This window comes from Mycobacterium simulans, from assembly GCF_900232995.1.
Classification (GTDB): Bacteria; Actinomycetota; Actinomycetes; order Mycobacteriales; family Mycobacteriaceae; genus Mycobacterium; species Mycobacterium simulans.
Genome location: NZ_OCVX01000003.1, coordinates 913,116 through 938,917, shown reverse-complemented (window position 1 = coordinate 938,917; position 25,802 = coordinate 913,116). Strand labels below are relative to the sequence as shown.

Here is a 25,802-nt window from a genome sequence, read left to right as displayed (position 1 = left end):
TATGTCCCCCGATCGGGGGACAACAGGTGGTGTGGGGCACCGACGTGCGCAGCGGGCGAGTCGATCCGGTGTGAATGCTGGCCTTTGAGAGTGAATTCCGGGCGCGAAAACCGGGGCGGATCCCGCCCTGGACACACACTGAAAGCCGTGAGTTCACACTCGATCTCGACGCCGACCCCAGCCGAAGGTCAAGGCACTATGCGACCGCTGGAACGGTTCGTAACTCTTGCCGGCGATTCAAAAGAGTTAGGGCGCTTGGTCGCTCGAGACCCGCAAGGTAGCTGCGATGGTGGATCTCCACTAGCGTTGTCGCTCAACAGCAGAGCCTGCCTCAGTCGACCATGCTCTGGGAAGCGATGACCTCGAAGCCGGGAAGTGTGTAAGGTGACTCGATCTCGGCAAACAGAAGTTCGTGGGGCATGTAATCACCTCCTTCCGTTACTGGCGTTCTTTGAACATAGACGGCGAGGATGCAATGCGAATCCCTGGCAGCGGGCATTGCAACATCCCCCAGTCGGGGGACAGTCGCGTGGCTATGCGGGACCCGTAATGCCGACGTCGAAGGCGGCGTTACAACGCGTCCACGGTCAGCACACCGAGCCCGGTATCAATTCGATACCGGGCTACCGGGTACCCAACGCTTGCCCAAGAGGTTGAGTTGCTTCGGCTCTGGCGCTATAGATTCAAATATGGCTTTTGGCACGCTAATTCGTCAGGTTTGGTTAATGATCTAGATCAACGCTGCGCACTCGGAGCCCGCAGCATATCGTCGAGTGGGAAGTCGAATAGCGTCGACCCGGTCTCGCCGCTGGCCAATGTGGCACTAGTTCCCAGTTCTGGTGGCCGAGTAATAGGGTCGTAGGTCTGGCTGGACACGAGATTCGTTGTGTCCGTGGATAATAGGTCGCAGCCCTGTGGCTGCAGTCCAAAACGCAAGCAGGACACGGTATTGCGGCCAAAAATCTCAGGCCGGCGCATCCACGGTTACGTCGGGAGATGCCGACCAACTCCCATCGCGCCGGACCATGACTACCGACGAATATCGCCATACGCTACCCAGCTAGCTGGGTAGCTGGCGCTGGCCGTCCGTGAAACCGTAGCGGTTTGGTATTTGCTTGGAGCTGAGCGTGCTGCGTGGCGGGGCTGTAGCCGCCTCCGAAGTCCAGGCGGGCCGTCTTGATGAAGGAGATGAAGGAGGTTGGCGATGATTGAACCTTACACGGTGGTCGGTTTGGTACCCAATTTTTGGGGGATCCGCAGCCGTGCCGACATCACTAACAATCTCGATCATATCGGAGGCCTTATGAAAGCGGCCTTTTAGCTGGCAAATCTAGATATTCCCGTGCGCCTTATTGCCATCCCTGAAGGTGGCTTACAGGGATTCAACGACGAGATTCTTGACGTCGATCATGCCGAGTTCGCAAATACCTGTGCGATCGACATTCGCGGCCCGGAAACCGACCGGCTTGGTCAACTGGCACGTACCTGGAATGTGTTTATCATGGCTCAGGCCAAGGCGCGCCATGAAGATTGGCCAAATCGATTCTTCAACGTTGGCTTTCTTATCGATCCTGACGGCGCAATCGTTCTCAAGCACTACAAGATCTCTGCCCTGTTACCTTGTGAACGATCGGTGTCTCCCATGATGTGTTCGATTGGTGGATAGATAGGTACGGTCGAACACTGCAGGCATTCTGGCCGGTCACCGATACCCCAATCGGACGACTTGGGGTCATGATGGCGATGGAGGGTAACTACCCTGAAAATGGCCGCGGCCTCGCGCTTAACGGGGGCCGAAGTGGTCTATCGCGCATCACTACCCGCACCATTCACCCAGCACGATTTCTTTGAAATTTCGAACAAAGCGCGAGCCCTAGAGAATAACATGTATATCGTTGCGCCTAACATGAGCGGCTATTATTTGTACCCTGAGACCCCGGTTCCCATCGACGCCGAGGGCGGTCAGTCAATGATCGTCGACTATCGTGGTGCGATTATCGGTCGACAACCTTTTTCTAACAACTCGACTTTTGTTACTGGCGTCATCAATATCGAGGCGCTGCGTCACCATCGCGAGAATGCGCAAGTCACAAACTGGCTTAAAGACATTCGCTCGGAATTGGCACAGATAATTTATGAGCGGCCCATTTATCCCAAAAATCTTTATGCGCATCGCATCCCAGGAAGGCACGTCGACTACAAACAAGAGGTCATCGATCGGCAGGTCCAGCTGATGCATGAACTTGGCATTTGGAAGGCGCCCTCGCATGGTTGACGCCCCTTGGGCAGCCACCTGGTCATTGCGGGATAACGATGTCCAGCGTGGTGCCGGCGCCAGGGGGGCTTAGTATCCGCAGGTGGCCACCTAGGGCTTCTACTCGGTCGATCAAGCCGACAATGCCGGACCCCTTGTCGCAGTCCGCGCCACCGGCGCCGTCGTCGCGAATGGAGAGCAGCAGATCCGAACCTTTGGTTTTGGCGTCGATGTCTACCCCGGAAGCGCGTGCGTGTCGAGCGACGTTCGTAAGTGCTTCGGAGACAACGTAATACGCAGCGATCTCGGCCGACTCCGATAGTCGTCCTTCAATGGCCACATTAAGCCGGACTGGGATGGGACAGCGGCGGGCGAGGGCCTTGAGCGCCGGGCCGAGGCCGCCAGTGGAAACGATCGCCGGATGAATGCCCCGGGCAATCTCTTGGAGATCTGCCGAAGCCGCGGCCAGGTTGGCTACGGCTTGAGAGATTTGCGCCTTGAGCGGACCGAGTTCGGGAGGCGCATCCGCCTCGATCAAGCGTAGTTGAAGGGCAAGCGAAATTAGCCGTTGTTGGGCGCCGTCGTGCAAATCGCGCTCTAGACGCCGGCGAGCATCATCGGCGGCGGTGACGATGCGTGCGCGCGAGGCTTTCAGCGCGGAGTGAGCTTCAGCGTTGGCGATGGCGGTAGCGACGAGCTCGGTGAACTCGCCGATGCGTTGTTCGCTGTCCGGTGGCAGTGGCTTGGCCTGGCGAGATCCGACAACCGCAGCACCCCACAGCCGGCCGCCGACGATGATCGGCGTCCCTACTCCAGCGCGTAACCCCAACTCGCGAATGAGCGTCGGTATAGCACCGATCGCCTGCTCGCTATCGTCGACGCGGGCGGGCCGACCGGTGCGAGCCACCCGGGCGACGATGTTGTCGCCATCTACAGGCCAGCGAGTGCCGACCGGCTTCCGCTCGGTGTGCCCAGGGTCGTCGTGGGCGGCGACCAGGGTAGCGGTGTTGTCAGGTTCGTAGCGCCACAGCGACGTGTCGGTCGCATCGAGGCATTGCGCCAGCTCATCGGCTACCGCGGGGAAGATTTCGGATGCGGGGGCTCCGCGCGCGACCAGTGTCGCGATTTGTCGTAGCGCGGCTTGTCTGACGGCCAGGGCACTGAGCGCGGCGCCGCTCTCCTCGGCCTGCTGTCGACGTTTCTCTGCGTCCGTCGCGCGCGTTCGTGCGGTATGTGCCAAAGCGTGCGCCACCAGGGCGACGACGACGTAGATCAAGAAAACGACCCAGTCCTGGAGCTGGCTCAGCACCGTGCCATGGTCGGGCCAGCTACGGAAATATGAATAGGCAATCGCGCTTAGAACCGCCATCACCATGGTCAGTCCTGCGCCCCAGCCTGTTGCGACTACCAAGACGCCGATCAGATACACGACACCGAAGGCGTTGTCCGGGGCGAGCTTCTTGAGTAGAAGCAGTACGACGGTCTCCGCCGCGATGAATGCGGCCGCTACCGCAAGACCCAATGAGTTGGATCGTGGTGTCCGTGATAGCCGCATCGATTCCAACCGAGCACGCATTGGTGGCCTCGCCTTCGTTTTGGTGGCCGCAGTCAGCCAGTCTCGAGGAAGGTGATGACCGCGCGGACACGGCGGTGATCGTCGGGGGTCTCATGCAGGTTCAGCTTGGTCATGATGCTGCGGACGTGTTTTCCACGGTGCCTTCGGCCACCCACAACTGCCGGGCAATGCCAGCGTTGGAGCGACCCTCGGCCATCAGTGCCAGCACCTCCATTTCGCGCGGGCTGAGCGCGGCGAGGGGATCATCGCGCTTCTGCGCGCAGACCAATTCGTGAACCAGAGCGGAATCAACCACGGATGCCCCGCTGGCGATCCGCTGGAGCGCGTCGAGAAAGTCAGCAACATCGGCGATCCGGGTTTTCAGCAGGTAGCCCACCGCGTGGCCGCTGGCCAGGAGCTGGATCGCGTGTTCAACTTCGACGTGTGCCGACAGCACAAGCAACCCAATATCCGGCATCTCCTGCCGGATCACCATCCCCGCTTCGAGTCCATCGGTGGTGTTGGTAGGTGGCACCCGGATGTCGACAATCACGAGGTCCGGCCGCTCGGCGCGAACCACGTCGACAAGCGACGAAGCGTCGCCGATGTGGTCCACGACCTGGTAGCCCGATCGTCCCACCAGGCTGGCCAGTCCTTCGCGTAGCAACACATCGTCGTCGGCGAGCACAACCCGCAAACCTGCTTGCCCAGGGCGCACCGCCATGCCGTCCCTTCGCCTGCGACGCCACCGACAGTGTTGAGCGTAATTGCAGCTAGCAGAAATGCCGGCGCCAGGCTGGCGGTGTGTTCTCACCGGACGCCAGCAGTGACGACTTGGCCTGCCTTCGCCGGACAATCTAGGTCCACGGACGCAGCCGCTGCCGGGCGCTTCGCAGACATGCAGCCGTGCCTGGGCGTGATGAAGGTCGGCGCCGAGCGCGCCGCCACTGAACTGGCCGATGCCGATGTCGACGTGATGGCCTACGCCTGCTTGGAAGTCATCATGGCCGACAGTTATCGTCGTGACCACGTGGTATCCGACGGCCCAGGTCAAACGTTCGCCAAGCGTTGCGGCGACGAGGCTCATTTCGCCTAAGACAGCTGCGATCCCGTCGTCGGGAAACTCAAACCCGTTGTGCGCGTTAAGTTCCTTGGCGGTGCGGGCCGTCAGCCACCAGCCGTGCGTGGTCAGGTACTCGATGACGGTGTGGCGTTCACCGGAGTAGATCAACTCAGATCAGCAGGCCCTAGGCGATCCACGCCGACGGTTGGTTGACGTCAAAACCGTGCTGGCGCAACGCCGCCGGCCAGTCGTTGCGCAGATCGATGCCGATGGGTCGCCTGTCGGCGGTCGGGACGGCGCCGAGTTCGGCCAGCGTCCACGTCTTGAACTCGATGACCCGCGGCTGATCGATCTCGTAGACCACCATGTCGTCGGGCCAGCGCAACCGCCAGCGGATCGTTCAGCAGCGCGTCGCGTCCCTGTGCGGCCAGCGCCCGGTAGGCCGCGACCATGGTGGCCGTCGCAACCACGTGGGAGGCCGGATCCCAGCTGTCACCCTCAGTTCTTCCCGGTTCGCTAGTCATGCGGATAGCTCCTGTCTTGGGTGCTGTACAAGGGCGGCGCTGACATAGGGAACAACGGATTTCCTGCCGGATCGCTGGTTGGTGCTGCGCCGCGGAAGCGGACCATCGCAGGCGTGGAACGCAGTGAGTAGTCCGCCAGCCGCGTCGCCAAGCGTGCTCACTCGATCACGTTGTCTGAACCGAGCTGGTTGACGAAAAAGCCGTACGTAGCTTCATTCTCGGTGAAGAGAAGTTCGTGGGACATGTTAGATACCTCCTTTCGTGATCGCCGTTGCTCGAACAGTAGGCAGTGAGGATGGATTCTGAATCCCTGGCAGCGGTAGTCGTGTTGTCCCCCGATCGGGGGACACTCGTGGGTGGTTAGGTGGAGCATTAAACCCGGGGTGGTTCAGGATCCCAGTAGTCGTGCGTGAGCACGTGGTATGAGACGGCCCACGCCAAACGTTAGCCAAGCGTTGCGGCGACGAAGCTCATTTCGCCTAAGACGGCCGCCATCTCGTCGTCGGGAAACTCAAACCCGTTGTGCGCGTATAGTTCCTTGATGGTGCGGGCCGTCAGCCGCCAGCCGTGCGTGGTCAGGTACTCCATGACGGTTCGGCGTTCACCGGAGTAGATCAACTCAGACAGGTTGAGATCGAGTCCCATGCGATTCCAGCGCGCCGAAAGTTGCTGTGCGTGCTCACCGGACACCAGCGCGGGGTCTGGGAAATGCTCGGTGGCAACCTGGCTTGTTGGCGCGCTGAGCGCGGCGATGCTGTCGAACAATCGGTCCTGATCGTCGGGCGGCAGATAAATCAGCAGGCCCTCGGCGATCCACGCCGTTGGTTGGTTGACGTCAAAACCGTGCTGGCGCAACGCCGCCGGCCAGTCGTTGCGCAGATCGATGCCGATGGGCCGCCTGTCGGTGGTCGGGACGGCGCCGTGTTCGGCCAGCGTCCACGTCTTGAACTCGATGACCCGCGGCTGATCGATCTCGTAGACCACTATGTCGTCGGGCCAGCGCAACCGGTAGGCCCTGGTGTCCAGGCCAGAGGCCAGAATCACGGCCTGGCGGACACCGGCGTCGGTCGCTTCGGTGAAGAAGTCGTCAAAGAACCTGGTACGAACGGCGATCAGCTCATTCGCCGCCGCGCGGCACAGCAGCGGGTCATCGTCGAACGTTATCTCGCCGTCCAGCATTCGGACGAACTGCTCTACCGCACGCACTAGCGGATCAGCCAGAGGATCGTTCAGCAGCGCGTCGCCCGAAGCAGTGGCATTCCAGACGTCGGCCGTGGGCGCGGTTCACCAGGACTGCCGCACTGAATCCCGTCAGCGCCAGTAACGCGAGGACTGCCCCTTCGTAAGTCCATGCCCCGGTTGCAGTAACGTGACGCCGAATTCGGTTGCGATGATTACCGGTCGTAGAATCGCGGCCGCGGGTCTAGGCACACCGAATGCCACGACCGCCCGCCGCGCGCCTTCCGATCTGACAGCTTCGCCACCGCGGCGATTGCGAATATACCTCCCAGAAGAATTCGCGCTGCCAACATCGTCACTTGCCGGTCACCTCCGGTCCTGACAAGGCCAGCGCAGGCGTGCTGGCCTGACCCGCTCGGCCCAACTCATACCGGGGCGAGTCGTTACTGACCGTGCTTTGCACGAACAAAGTAGACGGCGTGGGTGAAATCCGAATGCCTGCCGCCAGTCAGCGAGCCTCGAGGAAGGTGACGACCGCACGCACGCGGCGGTGATCGTCGGGGGTTTCATGCAGGTCCAGTTTGGTCATGATGCTGCGGACGTGCTTCTCGACCGTGCCTTCGGCCACCCACAACTGGCGTGCAATGCCGGCGTTTGAGCGACCCTCAGCCATAAGTTCCAGCACCTCCGTTTCGCGCGGGCTGAGCACGGCGAGCGGATCATCGCGTTTGCGCGCGGTCACTAATTCGTGAACCAGAGCGGGATCTACCACCGATGCGCCGTTGCCGATTCGCTGGAGCGCATCGAGAAAGTCCGCAACATCGGTGATCCGGGTTTTCAGTAGGTAGCCGACACCTCGCCCGCTGGCCAGCAGCTGGAGCGCGTGTTCAACTTCCACGTGGGCCGACAGGACAAGCAGCCCGATCTCCGGCATCTCCTCATGGATCACCATCCCCGCATCGAGTCCGTCCGTGGCACCGCCCGGAGGCATCCGGATATCAACAATCACGAGGTCCGGCCGCTCGGCACGGACCAGTTCCACAAGCGTCGAGGCGTCACCGAGCTGGCCCACGACCTGGTAACCCGATCGTCCCAGCAGGCTGGCCAGCCCTTCCCGCAGCAACACATCATCGTCGGCGAGCACGACCCGCAAACCTGCCTGCCCTGGCGACTCTGACATGTCGGTCCCTTCGTCTGCGACACCGCCGACAATGGTGAGCGTATTGCAGCTAGCAGATATGCCCTAGTCATGCTGGCGGTGTGGCTCAGAATGGGTGCCAGCAGGGACGAAGTGGACTGTCCTGACCAGGCAAGCTAGGCCCACGGACACGATCGGAGCTTCAGCGACCGCCGCCGCGGCGGACTTCGGGCAGCTTTGCCGCCGATTTCCGCAGTGTGTTCGTGCGATGGCCAATTAGTCCACGCGAGGAAATGGCGCTTGCCACATAACATCACTGAGCCTAGGTATGGATGACTGTTGTGGGAGATGTTGTCGAAGCTGGGTTTTCAACCCTGGTCGGGGCGTCGGTGTTGGATGTCTGAGGTGTGAGCGAGGACGGGCCAGATGTATGCCTTGACTGAGGCCTGGCGCCGGGCGCGATTTTCGCCGATCCTCAGCACGGGATCCGATCGCGGTTACTGGCGACGTCGCCGAGTGCCGACGAAGTCCGGTTGGGGACCGTGTGGCGTTAGACCGCTCTGGTTACCTGTTGAGGCGCCTTTGGGCGATCGGCAGTTGCCGCCGTTGTGGCTAATGATTAGTTTGTTGGCGCTGCCGCAGGTTGGTGAGACGATCCTTGTTCCGGCTTTGCCGAATCTTGCGCGATCGCTTTCGGTTGATGTCGGCCAAACGCAATGGGTTATTGGAGTCTTCTTTTTCGGCTTCGCCACCGGTGTATGGGTGTGGGGACGCATTTGTGATCGGTGGGGGCGCCGTGCGGCTGTGCTGGCCGGGCTGGTAACCGCAGCGGTAGGGACCTTGGTGTGTGTAGTCGCACCGGTTTTCGGGTGGCTCTTGGCGGGACGGGTGATTCAGGCGTTCGGATTGGCGACTTGCTCGGTGTCTTCGCAAACAACACTGCGCGATCGGCTACACGGCCCGCAGTTAGTCGCCTACTTCTCCACTTTGGGCATGGTGTTGGCCTGGTCTCCTGCGATCGGCGCATTGATGGGGCAGTTGCTCAGCGACTGGCGTGGCTACCGCATGTTCTTGGCCATCGTGACAGGGGTGCTAGTGGTTTTATGTGTCGTCGCCGCACGGTCGTGGCCAGAAACCAAACCTGTTGAGCTGGTGCACATCAATACTTGCGCGCTCATCAAGCGAATGGCCGGTGATACTGCTTTGTACTTGGCGGCTATCCAGGTGGCCGGGCTGAATATTCTGGTCTTCTCTTTCTATGCGGCGGGCCCGTTTCTTATTGGACCGTTGCTGGGTCTCGGATTCGGCTGGGTGGGGCTGCCGGTGGCCGCCGTGGGCGCTGCCGGTGCCGCGCTGAACCGCCACCTGCCCGCGACCATGACATCCAACACCAGGGTACGGTTGTCACTTGTCATTGTTTCCGGCGCAGTGATGGGACAACTGATCGTTGCCTGCACCGTTACGAACCCAAGAATGTGGTGGGCGGTGCCGGGGTTGGCGCTGTTTGCCGGATCTGGATTAGCAATCCCCAATCTGCTCGGCCCAGCCTTACACGGCTATAGCGATAGCCTCGGCCGCGCCGGGGCGGTGTTCGGTCTTGCCTACTATTTGCTGATCGGAGCTGGGCTAGCGGCGACATCCGCGCTGTCGTTTGCCACACCGATTCCATTGGCGGTCTTTTGGCTTGGCGTCGTCGCGTGCGTGGTTTTGGCCAACCTCATTCCGCAGGTCTACCCCGGCACGCCGACGAGTCGCCCGCAGGGCGCAGAGCGTCAACCGTCGTTGCCATCGGTACTGCTGTGTCGAGGACTTCTGACCCGTAGCGCTGTCCTCCGATCGGGGGACATAGTGATTCCTGCTGCCGGGGATTCAGATTTCGTTCTCGCTGTCTACATTTGAGGAAACTCGGAAATTCTGAATTAGCCAAAGGCGGGTCCCGACGGTTGCATCAAAGCATTTCAACAACGATGGGCAGATCGGCGTTTTGTGAGCTGTGCTATGCGCGAATTGCATTGCGATGAAGCGCATATAAGCGATGTTGAGCCCTTCGGCTGAGCAACCGATTTAACGTCGGTGACCACATCCCTACGCGGCGGCGTACTCGCGCGCGCTGGCCAAAGCCGCCGACGGCATCCCTGAAAGTCAGACGCTAAATTGCGTCAACACTCCGGCCGTTAGGAGGTCACGAAAACATATGAGCGTCAATCCTTTCGACGACGACAAGGGAACATTCTTTGTGTTGGTCAATGATGAGGAACAGCACAGCTTGTGGCCTGCTTTCGCCGAGATTCCGGCGGGCTGGAATGTGGTTTATGGCGAGGCCGAGCGCCATGCGTGCCTGGACTATATCGAGCAGAATTGGACTGACATACGGCCGCGGAGCCTGCGTGAAAAGTTAGCGACGGGCCGCGCTTTCGATGCGTAATTCGGCTGGGTGTGACCAGATCATCGTTGAGTGCAACGACATCACCGCAACTACAGCGGGGGCAACAATCCCGCAACTCTTCGCCATGCAGGCCGCCCGGACACCCGAGGCACCAGCAGTTGAAGACCACGCTAGAAAATTGACCTACCGGCAACTCGATACCGAAGCCGACCATCTCGCGGCCCGCCTCAAAGCTCATGGCGCACGACCGGAAACCATCATCGCCGTCGCCCTGCCTCGCTGCACCCAGCTGGTAATCGCGCTACTGGCCATCTCCAAGACCGGCGCTGCTTATCTGCCGATCGACCCGAACTATCCGAGCGAACGCACCGCATACATTCTTAGCGACTCGGCTCCGTTACTTCTGATCACCGACTCCGCCACCGGCCAGACCCTGCCCGACTACAACACGGCCCGGCTCATTCTCGATACCTCCTCCAGCCACCGCAGGCTCGACACCGCCGTTGACCCAGAACCCGACGGCGTGGCACCACATCCAGACAACCTCGCGTACGTGATGTACACCTCTGGATCGACTGGACGACCGAAAGCCGTCGCCGTCACTCATCACAACGTGAGCAACATGGCGTTGTACGGCTGGCCTGACGGCCCTGAGCCACGCCGGACACCGATGAGCTCGTCGCAATCCTTCGACGCTTCGGCGTACGAGATCTGGTCAACCTTGCTTAGGGGCGGCACCCTGATTCCCCTGGCCGGTCAGCTGGATCCGGAAACCCTGCGACAGCTCACCGGGGAACGCGGCGTGACGTCAGCATTCGTGCCGACCCCGCTGTTTCATCAACTCGCCGAAGAAGACGCAGCCTGCCTGGACCAGTTGAAACAACTCGTCACAGGCGGCGACGCACTTTCGCCAGTAATAGCCAACAAGGTCCGTGCCGCGCACGCCCAGCTGGCCCTGTTCAATGCTTACGGTCCAACCGAGATAACCGTCTGCGCGACAGGGTATTCGCTCCCGAGCACAAGCGACCGCGATGGCCCGACGGTGCCGATTGGTAGCCCATTGCGCAACGTGCGCGTATTTGTGTTGGATGCGCTGCTATCTCCGGTGCCAGTGGGAGTACCGGGTGAGCTGTATATCGTCGGCGCGGGTCTGGCGCGTGGATACCGGGGACAGGCAGGGTTGACGGCCGAGCGGTTCGTGGCCTGCCCGTATGGGCCCGTCGGGACGCGGATGTATCGCAGCGGCGACATCGTGCGGTGGGTCGAGGAGGGTTTGCTCGAGTTCCTCGGGCGCGCCGATGAGCAGGTCAAGATCCGCGGATACCGCATTGAGCTGGGTGAAGTGCGCGCGGCACTCGCCGGGCTGGACGGGATCAAGCAGGCGGTGGTGATTGCCCGTGAGGATCGCCCCGGCGATAAGCGTCTGGTGGGCTATGTCACCGGGACACCAGACCTGGCACAGGTACGCACCAAGCTGGCCCGGCTGCTGCCGACCTACATGGTGCCGGCGGCGATCGTGACGGTCGAGTCACTGCCATTGACGGTCAATGGCAAGCTCGACACCCGTGCCCTGCCGGCGCCGGAGTACACCGCCGGTGAGTACCGCGCCCCAGCCAACGCCGTTGAGGAAATCCTGGCCGGCATCTACGCCGAGTTGCTCGGACTTGAGCGGGTGGGGGTCGACGACTCGTTTTTTGATTTGGGTGGGAACTCGCTATCAGCGATGCGCCTGGTCACGGCTATCAATACCGCACTGGATGCCAATCTCTCGGTACGCACGGTGTTCGACGCGCCAACGGTTGTCGAGCTGGCGCCGCGTGTCAGTGTGGGCACGGGCCGGCCCTCGCAATTGGTGGCAGCTGAGCGGCCGGCGGTGGTGCCGTTGTCGTTTGCCCAGAGCCGGTTGTGGTTCCTGGACCAGCTGCAGGGCCCCTCGCCGATTTACAACGTCGCGGTGGCGTTGCAGATGTGTGGACGGCTTGATGCCAGCGCGTTGGGTGCCGCGCTGGCCGACGTTGTGGGTCGCCATGAGAGCCTGCGGACGGTGTTTGCGGCGCCCGAGGGGACACCCCGACAGGTGGTGGTGTCCGCCGAGCGGGCCGATTTCGGGTGGCAGATCATTGATGCCGGAGGTTGGTCGGCGGACCAGCTGGGTGATGCCATCGACAGCGCGGCATGTCACACCTTTGATTTGGCAACCGAAGTCCCGTTCCAAGCCCGGCTTTTCCGCGTCGCCGCAGATGAGCACCTGCTGGTGGTCGTGATACACCATATCGCCGCCGATGGCTGGTCCATCGCCCCGCTGACGCGTGATCTGGGTATGGCTTATGCCAGCCGGTGTGAGGGGCAAGCCCCCGGCTGGGATGCGCTGGCGGTGCAATACGCCGATTACACGTTGTGGCAACGTGCACAGTTTGGTGATTTGGCCGATGGCCGCAGCCCTACCGCGGCGCAGTTGGCTTACTGGGAGGATGCCCTGGCCGGTATGCCGGAGCGCCTACCGCTCCCCACTGATCGGCCCTACCCGCCGGTGGCAAATCATCGCGGCGCCACTGTAGTGGTCAATTGGCCAGCCGAACTCCAGCAACGGGTTGCTCGAATGGCGCGTGAGCACAACGTGACCAGTTTTATGGTGGTTCAGGCTGCCCTGGCAGTCGTGCTGTCGAAGATCACCGCGAGCCCCGAGGTAGCGGTGGGGTTCCCGATCGCCGGGCGCCCGGCCCCCGAAGTCGATGAGCTAGTGGGTTTTTTCGTCAACACGTTGGTGTTACGGGTGGAGCTGGCCGGTGACCCCAGCTTTGCCGAGCTGCTTACCCGGGTTCGGCGGCGGACCCTGGAGGCTTTCGAGCACCAAGACGTGCCCTTCGAGGCGCTGGTGGAGCGGCTTAACCCGTCCCGAAGCCTGACCCATCACCCCCTGGTTCAGGTGATGTTGGCCTGGCAGAACTTCCCCGGACACACCAGCGATGCCGCCGCTGGGTTGGCCTTTGGGGATGCGCAGGTCACGCCGTTGCCGGTGCACATCAAGTCGGCCCGTATGGACCTGGTGTTTTCTTTGGCCGAACACTGGACGGAAGTCGGTGTACCCGCCGGGATCGGCGGCACGGTGGAGTTTCGCACGGACGTGTTCGATCGGGACACCATCCAAGCGCTGATCGAGCGGTTGCGGCGGGTGTTGGCGACCATGACCGTCGACCCCGCTCGGCGGCTTTCATCGATCGATGTGTTGGACGCCGGCGATCATGCCTGGCTGGACGATGTGGGTAACCGGGCGGTGTTGAGTCGGGCGGCGACCGGGGCATCGATTCCCGAGCTGTTTGCCGCGCAGGTGGCCCGGACCCCGGACGCGGTGGCAGTGGTATGCGAAGGCCGGTCCATAACGTACCGGGAGCTCGATGAAGCTGCGAACCGGTTGGCACACCTGCTGGCCGGCCATGGCGCAAGCCCTGGACAATGTGTGGGGCTCCTGTTTTCCCGGTCGGCTGAGGCGATTGTGGCGATCTTGGGGGTGTTGAAAACCGGTGCGGCGTATCTGCCGATCGACCCAGCGCTGCCGCCGGCACGGATAGAGTTCATGCTTGCCGATGCCGCGCCGATCGCGGCGGTCACCATTACTGGACTGGCCGACCGGCTCGAAGGTCAGGCCGTGTTGGTCATCGATGTCGACGACCCCGCCGTCGGCGCCCTACCCAGCACAGCACCGCCAGCACCGGCTCCCGATGACCTCGCCCACATCATCTACACTTCCGGCACCACCGGGGCGCCCAAGGGTGTGGCGGTCACCCACCGCAACGTAACCCGGCTGTTCGACTCACTCGAGGTCGGCCTTCACCTGAGCCCGGGGCAGGTGTGGACGCAGTGTCACTCCTATGCCTTTGACTACTCGGTGTGGGAGATCTGGGGCGCGCTGCTCCATGGTGGACGTCTAGTGGTGGTTCCCGAGTCGGTGGTGCGCTCACCGGAAGACTTCCACGCCTTGCTGGTGGCGGAACACGTCAGCGTATTGAGCCAAACCCCGTCAGCGGTGGGGGTGTTGTCGCCTGAGGGCTTGGAATCGACGTCGTTGGTGATCGCCGCTGAGGCCTGCCCGGCGCAGGTGGTGGATCGCTGGGCGCCCGGACGGGTGATGATCAACGCGTACGGTCCTACCGAGACCACGGTGTATGCGTCGATCAGTGCGCCGCTGATGACGGGTTCCGGGGCGCCGCCGATCGGTTCGCCAGCGCCGGGGGCGGCCTTGTTTGTGCTGGATGAGTGGCTGCGGCCGGTGCCGGCGGGTGTGGTCGGGGAGTTGTATGTGGCCGGTCGCGGCGTGGCGTGTGGGTACTGGCGGCGGGCTGGGTTGACCGCGTCGCGGTTTGTCGCCTGCTCGTTCGGTGGCTCGGGAGCGCCGGGAACACGGATGTATCGCACCGGGGATCTCGCCTGTTGGGGCTCCGATGGGCAGCTGCGGTACATGGGGCGCGCCGACGATCAGGTCAAGATCCGCGGCTACCGAATCGAGCCCGCAGAGGTCGAGGCAGTGCTCGCGGCTCATCCTCAGGTGGCGCACGCGGTGGTGATGGCGCACTCCGCCACATCGGCCTCGGCGGACGTGAGCGACAAGCAGTTGGTGGGCTATGTAGTGCCCAAGCGAACGATCACAGAGCATGGCTCACTGGTGGGTGAGTTGCGCCGGTATGCGGCCGAGCGGCTGCCGGCGTTTATGGTGCCGGCGGCGATCATGGTGGTGGAGTCGTTGCCGTTGACGGTGAACGGCAAGCTCGATCGGTCAGCGTTGCCGGCGCCGGAGTTTGCCAGCGGTGTGGCGTATCGGGCTCCGCGTGATCAGCGTGAAGGGGCGCTGGCCGCTCTGTTTGCTGAGGTGTTGGGGCTGGAGCGGGTCGGTATCGATGACGGGTTTTTCCAGCTAGGCGGTCATTCCTTGTCGGCGACGCGGCTGGTGACGCGGGTGCGCGCCGAGCTGGGTGTCGAGGTGCCGATCCGGGCCGTGTTCGATACCCCGACCGGCGCGGGGCGGGCCGAAGGGATCAACGCTCATGGTCGGGAGCGGGTGCGGGCGGTGTTGGCCACACGACCGCGCCCCGCGCGGGTGCCGTTGTCGTTCGCCCAGTCCCGGTTGTGGTTCTTGCACAAGTATGAGGGCCCGTCGGCGACCTACAACGTTCCGTTGGCGTTGCGGCTGACGGGCAACCTCGATACCGCGGCGTTGACCGCCGCGATCGGTGATGTGGTGGCCCGTCATGAGAGCCTGCGCACGGTGTTCGCCGAAGCCGACGGGATCGCCTGGCAGCGGATTCTGCCCGAGCAGGCAGTGCAGGTGCCGGTCTCGGTGACCGAGGTCCGGGGGAGCCAGGAGCTGGTTACAGCGCTGACCCGAGCCGCTTCTTATCACTTTGATCTGGCCACCGAAATCCCGATCCGGGCCGAGATATTGCGGGTATCGCCCACCGAGCATGTGCTGGTATTGCTGCTGCACCACATCGCCGCCGACGGGGCGTCGTTGGCGCCGCTGGCCCAGGATGTGACCGCGGCATACACCGCAAGGTGTGACGGGCGGCCGCCGGCTTGGGCGTCGCTGCTGGCCCAATATGCCGATTACACCCTGTGGCAACGCGAACTCGTTGGCGATGCTGACGATCCCGACAGTGTGTTGTCCCAACAGCTGGCGTACTGGCGCGTCGAGTTGGCTGGGGCACCCGAGCAGATCGTGTTGCCGTTGGACCGGCCCCGCCCACCGCGACAGTCGTTTGCCGGTGACCTGGTGGAGTTCACCATCGATCCGGCGCTGCGTCAACGGATCCACCAGCGGGCCCGCGAAACCGGAACAACCATGTCGATGGTGCTGCAGACGGCGTTGGCGGTGCTGCTACGCAAACTCGGCGCTGGTGATGATTTGACCATTGGTGGGCCTATCGCCGGGCGCACCGATGCCGCGTTGGCCGGACTGATCGGGTTTTTCGTCAACACCTGGGTGCTGCGGATCGACACCTCGGGCAATCCTCGTTTCAGTGACCTACTCGAGCGGGTCCGTGGCAAAGCGCTGGCCGCCTACGAACACCAAGATGCCCCCTTCGAACTGCTGGTGGAACTGCTCAATCCGACACGATCCACCGCACACCACCCCCTGTTCCAGGTGGCGTTTGCGTTGCAGAACAACCCCCTGCCCCAGTTCGACCTGCCCGCACTGGACATCGACCTGCTGCCCGCATACAACAACACCGCCAAATTTGACCTGTTCATCAACCTTCTCGATCTCCCACCCACCCCCGGACAACCACAACCACTGCCCGGAACCATCGAATACGCCATCGACCTGTTCAACCGCGACACCATCGAAAAGTTCGCCACCTACTACCTGCGCATCCTCGACGCCGCCACCACCGATTTCCACCAGAACATCGATCTGATCGACATCCTCGACTCCAGCGAACGCGACCGGCTAGTCATCGGTTGGAACGACACCGCCACCGCGATACCCGACGCGACCATCCCGCAACTGTTCGCTGCGCAGGTGGCACGCACGCCCGACGCCCCGGCAGTCGAAAACGACGGCGAGACACTGACTTACCGCGAACTCGACACTCGCGCAAACCATCTGGCCCACCACCTGAGGGCTCATGGGGCCCGACCGGAAACCGTCATTGCCGTGGCCCTGCCGCGCTCGGCCGGACTGGTTACCGCGCTGGTGGCTATCTGCAAAACGGGCGCCGCTTACCTACCGATCGACCCGGATTATCCCAGCGAGCGCACCGCATACATCCTCCCCGACGCCGCCCCCCGACTACTAATCACCGACACCCGCACGGCCGAAACACTGCCTGACACCGGGATCGCCGTGCTGATCTTCGACGCTGTCGACCTGCACGACGGCGGGGTTGCCACAGCCGATTCCCACAACAACAATCTCCGCCCGCGGCCGGACAATCTCGCCTACGTCATGTACACGTCCGGATCAACCGGGCAACCCAAGGCCGTCGCGATCACCCACCACAACGTGATCAATATGGCGCTGCACGCCTGGACCAAGGAACGCTCGGGCAGCCGGATGTCGATGATCGCGTCACCGGGGTTCGACGCCTCAGCGTATGAAATATGGCCAGCGCTGCTTAAGGGCGCGACCTTGGTGGCGTCGGAGGGTCAAGTAGATGTGATGGCCCTCCAACAGCTCATTGCCGAAGGCGGCGTGTCGTCCATGTTCGTGCCGACGCCGCTTTTCCACCCACTAGTAGAGGCGGACCCGCAAGGTCTCGACCGAATACAGCAACTGGTAGTAGCAGGCGACGTGCTTTCGCCCGCGGCGGTCGGCAGGTTGCGGGCCAAGCATCCCCAGCTCGCGGTGGTCAATGCCTACGGGCCGACCGAAATCACTATCTGCGCGACAACGTATGAGATTCCTACGGCCTCGATCCCCGCCGACGTTGGATATGACGCCGCGTCGGTGCCGATCGGTGCTCCGTTAGGCAATGTCCGGGTGTTCGTGCTTGATGCGGGGTTGTGTCCGGCGCCGGTCGGGGTGGCCGGTGAGTTGTATATCGCCGGTGCTGGCCTGGCGCGGGGGTATCGGGCTCGGGCGGGATTAACCGCGGAGCGGTTTGTGGCATGTCCCTTTGGTTCTGCCGGATCGCGCATGTATCGCACCGGTGATGTGGTCCGTTGGACCGCGGCGGGTGTGCTGGAATTCGTCGGCAGGGCCGATGAACAGGTCAAGATCCGCGGATTCCGGATCGAGCCGGGTGAGGTCGAGGCGGTGCTGGCGACCCATCCCCGCGTAGCGCAGGCAGTGGTCAACGCTTACACCCCGCCCGGTGCGGCCGAGGGAATCAACGACAAGCAGTTGGTGGGCTACATCACGCTTGATCGAGAAGTAATGCTGGCGCGCGACGAGGCGCGGGAAGCAGAATTTATCAAGCATTGGCTGCGGGTGCATGACGGACTGTACTCAGGGTCGACGTTCGCCGTGACCGCCCCGGCAGTACTGGGGGAAAATTTCGGGGGCTGGAACAGCAGTTATACCGGTGCGCCAATTCCGCTAGGGGAAATGCGCGAATGGCGTGCCGCTGCAGTGAACCGGATCGGCGGGTTGCGCCCGGCGCGAGTTTTGGAGATTGGTGTCGGCACGGGGCTGTTGCTAGCCAAGCTAGCCCCGGATTGTGTCGAGTACTGGGGTACGGACTTCTCCTCATCGACGATAGCGACGTTGCAGGATGCGGTCGCATCGCAGCCGTGGGGAAATCGAGTGCGGTTGCGGGTGCAGCCCGCGGATGTGGCCGGCGGCTTGCCGGAGGGCTATTTCGACACGGTGGTACTTAACTCGGTAGCTCAGTACTTCCCGAGCGCGGGTTATCTGCTCGACGTGTTGGCGACCGCGATGCGTCTCCTAGCTCCCGGCGGGGCATTCTTTATTGGCGACGTGCGGAACCTGACCTTGTTGCAGGCATTCATTACCGGACTTCTAGGCGCCGACGCCGCTCGGGGCGAGAATGCTGCCGCGGTCGTGCGTGAGCGGGTCCGCCGAAAGATGCTCGCCGAGCAGGAACTGTTGTTGGCGCCAGAATTTTTTGCCGCATTGCCGCAACACTTCCCCGACATCGCCGCTGTCGAGGTGCAACTAAAAAATATTGCGTCGTTCAACGAACTCAGCGGCTACCGATACGACGTCGTGCTGCGCAAAGCGCCGGTACCGGTTCAGTCGTTCTCCCATGTCCCGACCCAACCGTGGGAGCACTGGGGCAGTCTTGCGGCACTGGGCCAGCACCTGCAGACCTCGAAGCCGCCGGCGCTGCGCGTCACCGGTGTGCCCCACGCCGGGGTATGGCTAGACGTGACGCTAGCCGAAGCGCTTGCGCAGGCCAGCGACGAGCTCACAGTCATGCAACTGCGTGCCGACCCAGGGTTGTCTGCCTCTGATGCGGTGTCGCCGCACCAGGCTCATCGGCTGGGCCAGCAGCTGGGATACACCACCGCGGTGACCCCGTCACCGACGCCGGGTCTGATGGACCTCATCTACACCCATGCCACTCATACGCCCAACGACCACCGGGCCCCGGCGCCATCTGATCTCTACCTACCCGCCACGCCGGTCGGTCCACCTACCGCATACGTCAATGAGCCTTCAGTGCCACAACTGGTGGGTGAGTTGCGCCGGTATGCGGCCGAGCGGCTGCCGGCGTTTATGGTGCCGGCGGCGATCATGGTGGTGGAGTCGTTGCCGTTGACGGTGAACGGCAAGCTCGATCGGTCAGCGTTGCCGGCGCCGGAGTTTGCCAGCGGTGTGGCGTATCGGGCTCCGCGTGATCAGCGTGAAGGGGCGCTGGCCGCTCTGTTTGCTGAGGTGTTGGGGCTGGAGCGGGTCGGTATCGATGACGGGTTTTTCCAGCTAGGCGGTCATTCCTTGTCGGCGACGCGGCTGGTGACGCGGGTGCGCGCCGAGCTGGGTGTCGAGGTGCCGATCCGGGCCGTGTTCGATACCCCGACCGTCGCGGGGCTGGCCGAATGGATCAACGCTCATGGTCGGCAGCGGGTGCGGGCGGTGTTGGCCACACGACCGCGCCCCGCGCGGGTGCCGTTGTCGTTCGCCCAGTCCCGATTGTGGTTCTTGCACAAGTATGAGGGCCCGTCGGCGACCTACAACGTTCCGTTGGCGTTGCGGCTGACGGGCAACCTCGATACCGCGGCGTTGACCGCCGCGATCGGTGATGTGGTGGCCCGTCATGAGAGCCTGCGCACGGTGTTCGCCGAAGCCGACGGGATCGCCTGGCAGCGGATTCTGCCCGAGCAGGCAGTGCAGGTGCCGGTCTCGGTGACCGAGGTCCGGGGGAGCCAGGAGCTGGTTACAGCGCTGACCCGAGCCGCTTCTTATCACTTTGATCTGGCCACCGAAATCCCGATCCGGGCCGAGATATTGCGGGTATCGCCCACCGAGCATGTGCTGGTATTGCTGCTGCACCACATCGCCGCCGACGGGGCGTCGTTGGCGCCGCTGGCCCAGGATGTGACCGCGGCATACACCGCAAGGTGTGACGGGCGGCCGCCGGCTTGGGCGTCGCTGCTGGCCCAATATGCCGATTACACCCTGTGGCAACGCGAACTCGTTGGCGATGCTGACGATCCCGACAGTGTGTTGTCCCAACAGCTGGCGTACTGGCGCGTCGAGTTGGCTGGGGCACCCGAGCAGATCGTGTTGCCGTTGGACCGGCCCCGCCCACCGCGACAGTCGTTTGCCGGTGACCTGGTGGAGTTCACCATCGATCCGGCGCTGCGTCAACGGATCCACCAGCGGGCCCGCGAAACCGGAACAACCATGTCGATGGTGCTGCAGACGGCGTTGGCGGTGCTGCTACGCAAACTCGGCGCTGGTGATGATTTGACCATTGGTGGGCCTATCGCCGGGCGCACCGATGCCGCGTTGGCCGGACTGATCGGGTTTTTCGTCAACACCTGGGTGCTGCGGATCGACACCTCGGGCAATCCTCGTTTCAGTGACCTACTCGAGCGGGTCCGTGGCAAAGCGCTGGCCGCCTACGAACACCAAGATGCCCCCTTCGAACTGCTGGTGGAACTGCTCAATCCGACACGATCCACCGCACACCACCCCCTGTTCCAGGTGGCGTTTGCGTTGCAGAACAACCCCCTGCCCCAGTTCGACCTGCCCGCACTGGACATCGACCTGCTGCCCGCATACAACAACACCGCCAAATTCGACCTGTCCATCAACCTTCTCGATCTCCCACCCACCCCCGGACAACCACAACCACTGCCCGGAACCATCCGATACGCCACCGACCTGTTCAACCGCGACACCATCGAAAAGTTCGCCACCTACTACCTGCGCATCCTCGACGCCGCCACCACCGATTTCCACCAGAACATCGATCTGATCGACATCCTCGACTCCAGCGAACGCGACCGGCTACTCACTCAGCACACCGTCCGCACGGGGCCCTCGGCNGATCTCCCACCCACCCCCGGACAACCACAACCACTGCCCGGAACCATCCGATACGCCACCGACCTGTTCAACCGCGACACCATCGAAAAGTTCGCCACCTACTACCTGCGCATCCTCGACGCCGCCACCACCGATTTCCACCAGAACATCGATCTGATCGACATCCTCGACTCCAGCGAACGCGACCGGCTACTCACTCAGCACACCGTCCGCACGGGGCCCTCGGCGAGCATCCCCCGGCTGTTCGCTGCGCAGGTGGCACGCACACCGCACGCGGTTGCGGTGGCATCCGCAGACCGGTCTATGACGTACCACGAGCTCGATATGGCGGCCAACCGGCTCGCGCACCTGCTGGCTGACAACGGTGTAGGTCCCGGTGATGCAGTAGCGCTGCTACTGACACACAGCGCCCAAGCCATCGTCGCGATCCTGGCCGTACTGAAAACCGGGGCCGCCTACCTACCCATTGATCCGGCACACCCGCCTGCACGGGTGCACTTCATGCTCCACGATGCGGCACCGGTGGCTGCGATCACTGTTGCCGAACTGCGGCCTCGATTGAGCGACCACGACCTGATCATCATCGACGTGGACGATCTAATCATCGATACTTCCTACCCTTGCCATGCTCTGCCGCACCCCGCTGCGGAAAATATCGCCTACATCATCTACACCTCCGGCACCACCGGGAACCCCAAAGGGGTAGCGGTCACCCACACCGGTATCGCCAACCTGGTGGCCAGCCACGCCGAGCGTCTGGCTATCACGCCAGAAAGTCGGATTCTGCAGTTCGCTCCATTGATCTTTGACATGTCCGTCGGGAACATGTGGTGGGCATTGTTGACCGGAGCGGCTGCGGTGATTCCCCCCGATGACCAGGTGTCGCCGGGCAAGGAACTTGTCGACTTCATGGTCGAGCACAACGTCTCCCACGCGAAGTTCACGCCAAGCGTCCTTGCTGCACTCCCGGCCAACCAATTGCGCGGCGTGACGCTGATCGTGGGTGGCGAGGTGTGCCCACCGGACTTGGTGGACCATTATGCCGCGGTGACCACACTCATCAACGAGTACGGCCCAACCGAGACGACGGTAGACGTCACCATCGGATACCCACTCGAGGTGGGGTCGGGCGCAGCACCAATCGGATCGCCGGTGGCGGGGGCGGCGTTGTACGTCCTGGATGCCGGACTACGTTTGGTGCCGGTCGGGGTGCCTGGAGAACTGTACGTAGCCGGTACCGGGCTGGGATGTGGCTACTGGCGCCGGGGCGGGTTGACCGCGTCACGGTTCGGTGCCTGCCCCTTCGGGGAGGCCGGCGAGCGGATGTATCGCACTGGCGATTTGGTCCGCTGGGGCCCCGATGGCCAGCTCCATTATCTGGGCCGCACAGACGAGCAATTAAAGATCCGGGGATACCGCATCGAGTGCGGCGAGGTGAGGGCGGCACTGTCCGCACTTCCCGGGGTGAATCAGGCGGCAGTCATCGCTCGTGAGGACCGCCCCGGCGATAAGCGCCTGGTCGGCTACATCACCGGGACCGCCGATGCGGCCGCTGCCCGCCTGTCTCTGGCCGAGTGGCTTCCGTCGTATATGGTCCCCGCCGCAGTAGTCCGGTTGCAGGAGTTGCCGCTAACCATCAACGGAAAACTTGACACCCGTGCCCTACCGGCGCCGGACTACAGCGAGGCCGGTGGGCGGTATCGGGCTCCGAGCACACATACCGAGGAGATGCTGGCAAGCATCTACGCCGACGTGTTGGGGCTAGAGCGGGTGGGCGTCGATGACTCATTTTTCGACCTAGGCGGGGATTCACTGTCAGCAATGCGGTTGATCGCGGCGATCAACACCGCCTTTGATGCGCATCTTGTAGTGCGTACGGTATTCGACACACCTACCGTTGCTGGTTTGAGTCACCGGCTGGGCAGAGGTGCCGGTCCGGCGGAAGAAGTCGTTCCGCTGCAGACTCTCAAGCAGGGCACCGGCATTCCATTGTTCTGTATCCATCCCGCAGGTGGGGTGAGCTGGCCGTACCAGGCCCTGGGCAATTACGTGGATTGCCCGATTATCGGAATTCAACAAATAGCGCAGCACGATGAAACTGATTTCGGGTCGATTCTCGGGATGGCGAAAACCTACGCAGACCGCCTCCAAGCAATTCATCCGGCCGGACCTTACAATCTTCTCGGCTGGTCGTTTGGGGGTGTCGTCGCCCATGAAGTCGCCATTGAGCTTCGTCGACGTGGGTGCGTGGTCCAACGCCTTATTCTTCTCGACGCTGTACACTTTGTTGACCGTAGCGTTACTGCAGAAAGGGCGGCCTCAGGCGATAGTCGGATACTGCGAGAAGTCTTGCGTCACTGTTGCATAGAGATTCCAGAATCCTCTGAGCCGTTAACCTCCGCGCAAGTAGAAGAACTCATTGGCGAACGAAGAGCCGCGGCGCTTTCCGCTCCTTCTAAACAGCTTGTGGAGTTGTTGGTTCAAAATTATCGCGCTAATACGGCGTATCTGTCAGCGCACGTGCCTGGTGTGTTCGATGGTGATATGGTGCTCTTCTCCGCCACGCGAAATGAGAGCGGTTGGAGTTCATATCTTCAACGAATTTGGCGCCCTTATATTGCTGGCGACATTGTTGTGCACTCGACTGACTGCAGACATGACCAGATGCTGACCATTGAGTCGCTCAGTACGTATGGCAAACAACTCAAACTTTCATTAGGCGACCAGTGTCGCGACCGTGCGTAGCGCGGCTAGCCGGCTAGCCAGGGCACTGAGCGCTGCGCAGCTCGCCTAGGCCGAAGTTGCGTCGGCGCGTCGCTCGAAAAGGCCTTCTGAACTGCGTAGACGCAGAATTAGAGGGTCCCGGTGTAGCCAGAAATCCTGATCAGGCGGGTGATCTGGTACTTCTTTTGGTGCAACCGAACCCGTGAGCGCGCGTGTCTGTACACCGACACGCCGTTAGGACCGTACAACTGCGCGCGCTCACGCCCAGCGAGGCCCGCTTCGGTAATCGAATTCGCCATGTAGCCAGAACCGTTCGCCTCCGCACAGCGCAAAGCCCGAGGTCAACGACAGCTTTTGGGTGCACAATCAGCAGTAACTTCAGCCTAGGCTTGCTGCCGACGTTCCTCGGCATCCGCCGCACGCGTTCGCGCGGCGTGCTCGGTGCCCAACTCGGCGCGCAACGCCAGGGCGATTCAGGTCAGCTATCCGGCTCAAAACACACCTATTTGACACGTGTTTGGTTAGCATGAGGCTCCAGCCCGTGAGGGAAGGGGTCGCATGAGCCGCGCCGGCGACGATGCAGAGCGAAGCGATGAGGAGGAGCGGCGCATGAGCCTAGTCGCCGCGGTCGGATCACTAGCGTTCGCTCACTCATGGTTTCCGCCGGATGCGGACTGACGACGAACCCAGGATGCAGCCGTGTCGACCGAAAGTGCCGGTGAACACCGCCGCCACTTCGGCATCCTGGACCATATCGGGTTAAAGTTCGCCCCTGCCATCGACATCGATGCATTCGCAAGCACGCTGGCGCTGCTGACGGCCACGGCATTCCTGCTCTTCGCGCAGATATTCATGGTGGCGCCGATCCTGCCCGCTCTAGCCCGCGACTTCGCTAGCACTCCGGGGTTGGTCGGGCTTGGGGTGCCGGCGTTTCTGGTGCCCTATGGGTGGATGGTGCTGGTGTGGGGGCCGGTATCAGACCGGTGGGGCCGCAGGCCGGTCATTCTCGTCTCGTTGGCGGCTTTCGTTGTCCTGACCGCGGCCACTCCGTTGGCGAACAGCGGAGCGGAATTCATCGCGCTTCGGCTGGCCACCGGCATAGGCGCGGGCGGCGTTGTGCCGATCAGCGTGGCCTTGGTCGGTGACCTGGTGTCTTATCATCGCCGCGGCCGCGTCCTGGGTTGGCTCTTCGGTGGAATGGCCGGCGGCACGGCTTTCGGTGCTGCCGGCGGCGCGCTGGGCGAACCGCTGCTGGGTTGGCGCGGGCTGTTCGGCGTGGTGACTATCGCGGGACTGGTGCTATTTGTACTGAGCTTGTGGCTGATTCCGGGTACCGAGAGCGCTCGAACCCCGCAGTCGGTTAACCGGGTCGTCGCCGGATTCGCCGCGCTGTTACGTGTTCCGCGCGCCCGGCGCACCTATGGTTATGTGCTGATCAATGCCGTGCTGCACGCGGGGATCTACACCTGGCTGGGGGTGTATCTGCAGCAGCAATTTCAATTGGACGGCACGAAGATCGGGCTGGTCCTGCTCGGCTATGGCATCCCGGGTCTGCTGCTTGGCCCGGCAATCGGACACCTGGCCGATCACCACGGCCGCGCCCGGATCATTCCGCTTGGGCTGGCACTGGCCGGAGGCTGCGCGGCGGTGTTCGCCGCCGCACCCTCGCTGTTGTTGGCCCAAGCCGCGGTGGTGGGTCTGTCCCTGGGCTACGACATGACCCAGCCGCCATTGGTCGGCATCGTGACCGACCTTCCTGGCAACCGTGGGCAAGCGATCGGGCTCAACTCGTGCATTCTGTGGGTCGGCATGGGATGCGGCAGCCTCGTATTCCAAACGATATTGCTCCCCTGGGGTTTCAGTGCCGCCTTCGCCGCTTTCGCCGGTCTGGCGCTGCTCGGCGCCGCAGCGGCGGTACCGGTGTTCCGCGCCGAACGTCCGACCGCTGGCGTCGCCGCGGGGACTGCGTCGGGGGCCGGTTGACACTTCGCTTAAGAGCTAAGTGTCTGCGCAAAGGCCAGACATGCT

The 25,802-nt window shown here is 62.7% G+C and carries 10 protein-coding genes and 4 pseudogenes; 8 read left to right on the top strand and 6 right to left on the bottom strand.

The annotated features are described in order from the left end of the window. Positions 1-1,342: 1,342 nt before the first annotated feature. Together MSIMFI_RS27815 and MSIMFI_RS27810 are read left to right on the top strand one after the other, a co-directional pair. Positions 1,343-1,666 carry a nitrilase-related carbon-nitrogen hydrolase gene (locus tag MSIMFI_RS27815; RefSeq protein ID WP_224770080.1) on the top strand — a complete coding sequence of 108 codons (324 nt, stop codon included), beginning with the start codon at positions 1,343-1,345 and terminating at the stop codon, positions 1,664-1,666. Between the two features lie 99 nt (positions 1,667-1,765). Next, positions 1,766-2,275, top strand: a complete 510-nt coding sequence (locus tag MSIMFI_RS27810; protein ID WP_224770079.1) for a carbon-nitrogen hydrolase family protein — start codon at positions 1,766-1,768, stop codon at positions 2,273-2,275. A 22-nt stretch (positions 2,276-2,297) separates the two neighbouring features. On the opposite strand, the gene MSIMFI_RS04935 is transcribed toward MSIMFI_RS27810, so the two are convergent. Together MSIMFI_RS04935 and MSIMFI_RS04930 are read right to left on the bottom strand one after the other, a co-directional pair. Next, positions 2,298-3,776 (bottom strand): GAF domain-containing sensor histidine kinase, encoded by a 1,479-nt coding sequence (locus MSIMFI_RS04935; RefSeq protein WP_318187374.1) that lies wholly within the window; start codon positions 3,774-3,776, stop codon positions 2,298-2,300. An 86-nt stretch (positions 3,777-3,862) separates the two neighbouring features. Beyond that, positions 3,863-4,533: pseudogene (locus MSIMFI_RS04930) on the bottom strand (response regulator). 195 nt (positions 4,534-4,728) lie between these two features. On the opposite strand from MSIMFI_RS04930, the gene MSIMFI_RS27805 reads away from it, so the two are divergent. Then, positions 4,729-4,905, top strand: coding sequence for a hypothetical protein (locus MSIMFI_RS27805; RefSeq protein ID WP_224770277.1), 177 nt, complete (start codon positions 4,729-4,731; stop codon positions 4,903-4,905). On the opposite strand, the pseudogene MSIMFI_RS04920 reads toward MSIMFI_RS27805, so the two are convergent. From MSIMFI_RS04920 to MSIMFI_RS04910, 4 genes and pseudogenes are all read right to left on the bottom strand, one after another. Continuing rightward, positions 4,873-5,396, bottom strand: a pseudogene (locus tag MSIMFI_RS04920) (class I SAM-dependent methyltransferase); the annotation flags it as partial. The gene MSIMFI_RS27805 and the pseudogene MSIMFI_RS04920 overlap by 33 nt on opposite strands. Before the next feature lie 444 nt (positions 5,397-5,840). Beyond that, positions 5,841-6,653 (bottom strand): annotated as a pseudogene (locus tag MSIMFI_RS04915) (SAM-dependent methyltransferase); the annotation flags it as partial. Further along, positions 6,610-6,711: a hypothetical protein gene (locus MSIMFI_RS29555; RefSeq protein ID WP_396820139.1), complete on the bottom strand. Its 102-nt coding sequence runs from the start codon at positions 6,709-6,711 to the stop codon at positions 6,610-6,612. The gene MSIMFI_RS29555 and the pseudogene MSIMFI_RS04915, both read right to left, overlap by 44 nt. A gap of 372 nt (positions 6,712-7,083) precedes the next feature. Then, positions 7,084-7,755, bottom strand: coding sequence for a response regulator (locus MSIMFI_RS04910; RefSeq protein WP_191496357.1), 672 nt, complete (start codon positions 7,753-7,755; stop codon positions 7,084-7,086). A gap of 573 nt (positions 7,756-8,328) precedes the next feature. On the opposite strand from MSIMFI_RS04910, the gene MSIMFI_RS04905 reads away from it, so the two are divergent. From MSIMFI_RS04905 to MSIMFI_RS04890, 5 genes and pseudogenes are all read left to right on the top strand, one after another. After that, on the top strand, positions 8,329-9,612 hold the full coding sequence (locus tag MSIMFI_RS04905) for an MFS transporter (RefSeq protein ID WP_224770078.1): 1,284 nt from the start codon (positions 8,329-8,331) through the stop codon (positions 9,610-9,612). Between the two features lie 295 nt (positions 9,613-9,907). Then, complete coding sequence (locus MSIMFI_RS04900) at positions 9,908-10,138, top strand: MbtH family protein (protein WP_191496355.1); 231 nt, start codon at positions 9,908-9,910, stop codon at positions 10,136-10,138. 64 nt (positions 10,139-10,202) lie between these two features. Beyond that, positions 10,203-18,530: pseudogene (locus MSIMFI_RS29965) on the top strand (amino acid adenylation domain-containing protein); the annotation flags it as partial. A 90-nt stretch (positions 18,531-18,620) separates the two neighbouring features. Continuing rightward, complete coding sequence (locus MSIMFI_RS29960) at positions 18,621-23,795, top strand: amino acid adenylation domain-containing protein (protein ID WP_449870717.1); 5,175 nt, start codon at positions 18,621-18,623, stop codon at positions 23,793-23,795. Between the two features lie 678 nt (positions 23,796-24,473). Then, the gene (locus MSIMFI_RS04890; RefSeq protein ID WP_224770077.1) at positions 24,474-25,757 is read left to right on the top strand and encodes an MFS transporter; all 1,284 of its coding nucleotides are present in this window, start codon (positions 24,474-24,476) and stop codon (positions 25,755-25,757) included. Positions 25,758-25,802: the final 45 nt, after the last annotated feature.